General features: G+C 47.3%; 2 tRNA genes and 3 rRNA genes. All 5 read left to right on the forward strand.

What is annotated here, in order from left to right:
* Positions 1 to 152 precede the first annotated feature (152 nt).
* The 5 genes from BUA98_RS22090 to rrf all read left to right on the forward strand — a co-directional run bounded on the left by BUA98_RS22090 (position 153) and on the right by rrf (position 5,382).
* Positions 153 to 1,666, forward strand: a 16S ribosomal RNA gene (locus tag BUA98_RS22090).
* 123 nt (positions 1,667 to 1,789) lie between these two features.
* Positions 1,790 to 1,863 (forward strand) — tRNA-Ile (locus BUA98_RS22095).
* Between the two features lie 148 nt (positions 1,864 to 2,011).
* Positions 2,012 to 2,085: transfer RNA gene (locus BUA98_RS22100), tRNA-Ala, on the forward strand.
* Positions 2,086 to 2,221: 136 nt separating this feature from the next.
* Positions 2,222 to 5,103 (forward strand): 23S ribosomal RNA (locus BUA98_RS22105).
* Between the two features lie 169 nt (positions 5,104 to 5,272).
* Positions 5,273 to 5,382: ribosomal RNA gene (rrf, locus tag BUA98_RS22110) — 5S ribosomal RNA — on the forward strand.
* Together the 16S, 23S and 5S rRNA genes with 2 tRNA genes alongside form the textbook arrangement of a ribosomal RNA operon.
* Positions 5,383 to 5,402: the final 20 nt, after the last annotated feature.

Here is a 5,402-nt window from a genome sequence, read left to right on the forward strand (position 1 = left end):
ACACGTTCGTAGACATATTGAATTGACAGCCGCTTTAACAGAGATGTTAGAGCAAAAGAATAAAGAGTAAGATAATCGAGAGATTAATAAATGAACCGATAGAGACTGATTCGAATAACAATACGATCCGAAGCAATTCAGATCAACAATATACGATGAAGAGTTTGATCCTGGCTCAGGATGAACGCTAGCGGCAGGCTTAACACATGCAAGTCGAGGGGTATGGTTCTTCGGAACCAGAGACCGGCGCACGGGTGCGTAACGCGTATGCAATCTACCTTTTACAGAGGGATAGCCCAGAGAAATTTGGATTAATACCTCATAGTATTACGAAATGGCATCATTTTGTAATTAAAGTCACAACGGTAAAAGATGAGCATGCGTCCCATTAGCTAGTTGGTAAGGTAACGGCTTACCAAGGCTACGATGGGTAGGGGTCCTGAGAGGGAGATCCCCCACACTGGTACTGAGACACGGACCAGACTCCTACGGGAGGCAGCAGTGAGGAATATTGGACAATGGGCGCAAGCCTGATCCAGCCATGCCGCGTGCAGGATGACGGTCCTATGGATTGTAAACTGCTTTTATACGAGAAGAAACACTCCTTCGTGAAGGAGCTTGACGGTATCGTAAGAATAAGGATCGGCTAACTCCGTGCCAGCAGCCGCGGTAATACGGAGGATCCAAGCGTTATCCGGAATCATTGGGTTTAAAGGGTCCGTAGGCGGTTTAATAAGTCAGTGGTGAAAGCCCATCGCTCAACGGTGGAACGGCCATTGATACTGTTAAACTTGAATTATTAGGAAGTAACTAGAATATGTAGTGTAGCGGTGAAATGCTTAGAGATTACATGGAATACCAATTGCGAAGGCAGGTTACTACTAATGGATTGACGCTGATGGACGAAAGCGTGGGTAGCGAACAGGATTAGATACCCTGGTAGTCCACGCCGTAAACGATGGATACTAGCTGTTGGAAGCAATTTCAGTGGCTAAGCGAAAGTGATAAGTATCCCACCTGGGGAGTACGTTCGCAAGAATGAAACTCAAAGGAATTGACGGGGGCCCGCACAAGCGGTGGAGCATGTGGTTTAATTCGATGATACGCGAGGAACCTTACCAAGGCTTAAATGTAGATTGACCGTTTTGGAAACAGAACTTTCGCAAGACAATTTACAAGGTGCTGCATGGTTGTCGTCAGCTCGTGCCGTGAGGTGTCAGGTTAAGTCCTATAACGAGCGCAACCCCTGTTGTTAGTTGCCAGCGAGTCATGTCGGGAACTCTAACAAGACTGCCAGTGCAAACTGTGAGGAAGGTGGGGATGACGTCAAATCATCACGGCCCTTACGCCTTGGGCTACACACGTGCTACAATGGCCGGTACAGAGAGCAGCCACTGGGCGACCAGGAGCGAATCTATAAAACCGGTCACAGTTCGGATCGGAGTCTGCAACTCGACTCCGTGAAGCTGGAATCGCTAGTAATCGGATATCAGCCATGATCCGGTGAATACGTTCCCGGGCCTTGTACACACCGCCCGTCAAGCCATGGAAGCTGGGGGTGCCTGAAGTCGGTGACCGCAAGGAGCTGCCTAGGGTAAAACTGGTAACTAGGGCTAAGTCGTAACAAGGTAGCCGTACCGGAAGGTGCGGCTGGAACACCTCCTTTCTAGAGCCCCAATTGTTAGTAGTAATACACGATGGGGAAAAAAGAAGAAGCTTTATAGGATTATAATTTTAAGACTATTTTACTCTTGCTGTTAGTTCAAATAATAAATTTTAAGTAAAACAGAGTCTCGTAGCTCAGCTGGTTAGAGTACTACACTGATAATGTAGGGGTCGGCAGTTCGAGTCTGCCCGGGACTACTTTTTAAAATGTGAATTGATAATTGTAAATTATTAATTGTAAAACACGGTTAAAAAAGACTGTAAACTTAGAAAAAGGAAATTTTAGAGGTTGAGTAACCGTTTTAAGTACTGTTAACTGAAAACTGTTAACTGACAACTAAAAAATGGGGGATTAGCTCAGCTGGCTAGAGCGCCTGCCTTGCACGCAGGAGGTCAACGGTTCGACTCCGTTATTCTCCACTGATTTACTGTGAAGATAGTAAATAAAAGTTCATTGACATATTGAGATAAGAAAATAATAAAAAGTAGAAAGCGTTTTTTACTATTTATAGTAAAAGACAAAAAAAAACGGTCTTAATTAAATTTAAGATTGGTACAATAAGCAAAATAAGGGCGTATGGGGGATGCCTTGGCTCTCAGAGGCGATGAAAGGCGTGATAAGCTGCGAAAAGTTACGGGGATCGGCACACACGAATTGATCCGTAAATACCTGAATGGGGCAACCCACTATGTTGAAGACATAGTACACCGATAGGTGGGCAAACCCGCTGAACTGAAACATCTAAGTAGGCGGAGGAGAAGAAAACAAAAGTGATTCCGTAAGTAGTGGCGAGCGAACGCGGATTAGCCCAAACCAATGATGTTACGGCATTGTTGGGGTTGTAGGACCACGACATTTTATGTACAAGGAACCGGAAGTTACTGGAAAGTGACGCCAAAGAGGGTGATAGCCCCGTATGGGTAACGAGTATAATAGATAGTGGTATCCTGAGTAGGGCGGGGCACGTGAAACCCTGTCTGAATTTGGCGGGACCATCCGCTAAGGCTAAATACTCCTGAGAGACCGATAGTGAACCAGTACCGTGAGGGAAAGGTGAAAAGAACCGTGAATAACGGAGTGAAATAGATCCTGAAACCATACGCTTACAAGCGGTCGGAGCCCTTTCGTGGGGTGACGGCGTGCCTTTTGCATAATGAGCCTACGAGTTAACGTTGCTGGCAAGGTTAAGTGGTTAAGCCACGGATCCGTAGCGAAAGCGAGTCTGAATAGGGCGCTTTAGTCAGTAGTGTTAGACGCGAAACCGTGTGATCTACCCATGGGCAGGATGAAGCTGTGGTAACACACAGTGGAGGTCCGAACCGGTTGACGTTGAAAAGTCTTCGGATGACCTGTGGGTAGGGGTGAAAGGCCAATCAAACTCGGAAATAGCTCGTACTCCCCGAAATGCATTTAGGTGCAGCGCTGAATTTAAGTTATATAGAGGTAGAGCTACTGATTGGATGCGGGGGCTTCACCGCCTACCAATTCCTGACAAACTCCGAATGCTATATAATGTTTCTCAGCAGTGAGGGCTTGGGTGCTAAGGTCCAAGTCCGAGAGGGAAAGAACCCAGACCATCAGCTAAGGTCCCCAAATATACGCTAAGTTGAAAGAACGAGGTTTGTCTGCCCAGACAGCTAGGATGTTGGCTTGGAAGCAGCCATTCATTTAAAGAGTGCGTAACAGCTCACTAGTCGAGCGGACGAGCATGGATAATAATCGGGCATAAGCGTATTACCGAAGCTATGGATTTACAGTCTGACTGTAAGTGGTAGGGGAGCATTCCAGCAGGGTTGAAGGTGTATCGTAAGGTATGCTGGACTGGCTGGAAAAGAAAATGTAGGCATAAGTAACGATAATGCGGGCGAGAAACCCGCACACCGAAAAACTAAGGTTTCCACAGCTATGCTAATCAGCTGTGGGTTAGTCTGGTCCTAAGGCGAACCCGAAAGGGACAGTCGATGGCTAACGGGTTAATATTCCCGTACTACTAATTACTGTGATGGGGTGACGGAGTGATGAAAGCGCCGCGAACTGACGGAATAGTTCGTTGAAGTACCTACCTATAAGCTGCGCAGGCAAATCCACGCGGCTTGGGGAAATACGATAGTACTCGGAGTCTTCGGACAAAGAGATAGTGCGCCTAAGGGCTTCCAAGAAAAACCTCTAAACTTCAGGTAATTAGTACCAGTACCGTAAACCGACACAGGTAGTTGAGGAGAGAATCCTAAGGTGCTCGAGAGATTCATGGCTAAGGAATTAGGCAAAATAGACCTGTAACTTCGGGAGAAAGGTCGCCAGCGCAAGCTGGCCGCAGTGAAGAGGTCCAGGCGACTGTTTATCAAAAACACAGGGCTCTGCAAAATCGTAAGATGAAGTATAGGGCCTGACACCTGCCCGGTGCTGGAAGGTTAAGAGGAGATGTTATCTTCGGAGAAGCATTGAATTGAAGCCCCAGTAAACGGCGGCCGTAACTATAACGGTCCTAAGGTAGCGAAATTCCTTGTCGGGTAAGTTCCGACCTGCACGAATGGTGTAACGATCTGGACACTGTCTCAGCCATGAGCTCGGTGAAATTGTAGTAACGGTGAAGATGCCGTTTACCCGCAGTGGGACGAAAAGACCCTGTGCACCTTTACTATAGCTTAGTATTGACCTTGGATAAATGATGTGTAGGATAGGTTGGAGACTGTGAAGTGGCGTCGCCAGGCGTTGTGGAGTCATTGTTGAAATACAACCCTTTGTTTATCTGAGGCCTAACCCCGTATTTCGGGGGACATTGCTTGGTGGGTAGTTTGACTGGGGTGGTCGCCTCCAAAAGAGTAACGGAGGCTTCTAAAGGTTCCCTCAGTACGCTTGGTAACCGTGCGTAGAGTGCAATGGCATAAGGGAGCTTGACTGAGAGACATACAGGTCGATCAGGTACGAAAGTAGAGCATAGTGATCCGGTGGTTCCGCATGGAAGGGCCATCGCTCAAAGGATAAAAGGTACGCCGGGGATAACAGGCTGATCTCCCCCAAGAGCTCATATCGACGGGGGGGTTTGGCACCTCGATGTCGGCTCGTCACATCCTGGGGCTGGAGAAGGTCCCAAGGGTTGGGCTGTTCGCCCATTAAAGTGGCACGCGAGCTGGGTTCAGAACGTCGTGAGACAGTTCGGTCTCTATCTACTGTGGGCGTTAGAAATTTGAGTGGATCTGATTCTAGTACGAGAGGACCGAATTGGACAAACCTCTAGTGTATCTGTTGTCCCGCCAGGGGCACCGCAGAGTAGCTACGTTTGGAAGGGATAAGCGCTGAAAGCATATAAGCGCGAAACCCACCACAAGATGAGATTTCTTTTAAGGATCGTGGAAGATGACCACGTTGATAGGCTATAGATGTAAAGGCAGTAATGTCATAGTCGAGTAGTACTAATAATCCGTAAGCTTATGTACACCCTTTTCTCCCCGATGCAAATCGGGGAGAAGAAACTTTCTAAATCAATACTTTTTTCTTTATCTCAGTATGTTAAGATATTTGCAGCAAAGCTGCAGTTGACAGTTGAAGGTTGGTAGTTGATGGAAACACCAACAACCATAAACCAACAACCGCCAACAATGACCTTAAGGTGGTTATTGCGGCGGGGCTCACCTCTTCCCATCCCGAACAGAGTAGTTAAGCCCGCCTGCGCAGATGGTACTGCAGTTATGTGGGAGAGTATGTCGTCGCCTTTCTTTTGAAAACCCTGTTTCTA

The organism is Flavobacterium saccharophilum, assembly GCF_900142735.1.
GTDB classification, from domain to species: Bacteria; Bacteroidota; Bacteroidia; order Flavobacteriales; family Flavobacteriaceae; genus Flavobacterium; species Flavobacterium saccharophilum.